This window comes from Vibrio albus, from assembly GCF_003144035.1.
Lineage (GTDB): Bacteria > Pseudomonadota > Gammaproteobacteria > Enterobacterales > Vibrionaceae > Vibrio > Vibrio albus.
On sequence record NZ_QFWT01000030.1, the window covers coordinates 1 to 1,164 of the forward strand.

The window sequence follows — 1,164 nt, forward strand, 5'->3', positions numbered from 1 at the left end:
GGAATCTCGGTTGATTTCTCTTCCTCGGGGTACTTAGATGTTTCAGTTCCCCCGGTTTGCTTCTTACACCTATGTATTCAGTGCAAGATACTTACTTATGTAAGTGGGTTTCCCCATTCGGAAATCGTAGACTCAAGTGGCTTTTACTGCCTAATCTACGCTTATCGCAAGTTAATACGTCCTTCATCGCCTCTGACTGCCAAGGCATCCACCGTGTACGCTTAGTCACTTAACCATACAACCCCAAGAGGTCTTGTATGTTCAAACAACCAAGGTTTGTGTCTCTCATTATTTGAATGAGCGAGAGACATTTCGATTTTGCCGGACTCAAATATGAACAACATACAATGTTGTTCCCAAGAACACTTGAATGTGTTTGTTGGTACTTATCTTTCTCTTATAAAAGAGAGAAATAAGATTTGAGAACTTTTACAAGTAATCTTAAAGATTACTTTGTCAGCTTTCCAAATTGTTAAAGAGCAAAAGTATTTTCTATTTAAAGAAAGACACTTTCTAACGACTTTCGGCGACAAAAATCCTAACCAACTTGAATATTCTTATTGGTTTGGACTGAGTTTCCAAAAATCTTTAGAGAGTGGTGGGCGATACCGGGCTCGAACCAGTGACCCCCTGCTTGTAAGGCAGGTGCTCTCCCAACTGAGCTAATCGCCCACAGAGTGTTTTCGCATTTCCTTTGGGGAAGGAAATGGTGGAGCTATGCGGGATCGAACCGCAGACCTCCTGCGTGCAAGGCAGGCGCTCTCCCAGCTGAGCTATAGCCCCATTTTTTTTGTAAATGGTGGGTCGTACAGGATTCGAACCTGTGACAAATTGGTTAAAAGCCAACTGCTCTACCAACTGAGCTAACGACCCTTTTTACAGAAAGATGGTATCCCGTAGGGGAGTCGAACCCCTGTTACCGCCGTGAAAGGGCGGTGTCCTAGGCCTCTAGACGAACGGGACATCTTTATCTCTGTGTCTCTTTACTTTTTTAAACCGTATCAATCTGTGTGAACACTCATCAATGCACAATCATATCGTTAAGGAGGTGATCCAGCCCCAGGTTCCCCTAGGGCTACCTTGTTACGACTTCACCCCAGTCATGAACCACAAAGTGGTAAGCGTTCTCCCGAAGGTTAAACTACCTACTTCTTTTGCAGCCCA

The 1,164-nt window shown here is 44.2% G+C and carries 4 tRNA genes and 2 rRNA genes; all 6 read right to left on the reverse strand.

What is annotated here, in order from left to right:
* Nucleotides 1–235: ribosomal RNA gene (locus DI392_RS19360) — 23S ribosomal RNA — on the reverse strand; the annotation flags it as partial.
* 361 nt (nucleotides 236–596) lie between these two features.
* Nucleotides 597–672: transfer RNA gene (locus tag DI392_RS19365), tRNA-Val, on the reverse strand.
* Nucleotides 673–707: 35 nt separating this feature from the next.
* A tRNA-Ala gene (locus DI392_RS19370) sits at nucleotides 708–783 on the reverse strand.
* A gap of 14 nt (nucleotides 784–797) precedes the next feature.
* A tRNA-Lys gene (locus DI392_RS19375) sits at nucleotides 798–873 on the reverse strand.
* A 14-nt stretch (nucleotides 874–887) separates the two neighbouring features.
* A tRNA-Glu gene (locus tag DI392_RS19380) sits at nucleotides 888–963 on the reverse strand.
* A 78-nt stretch (nucleotides 964–1,041) separates the two neighbouring features.
* Nucleotides 1,042–1,164: ribosomal RNA gene (locus tag DI392_RS19385) — 16S ribosomal RNA — on the reverse strand; the annotation flags it as partial.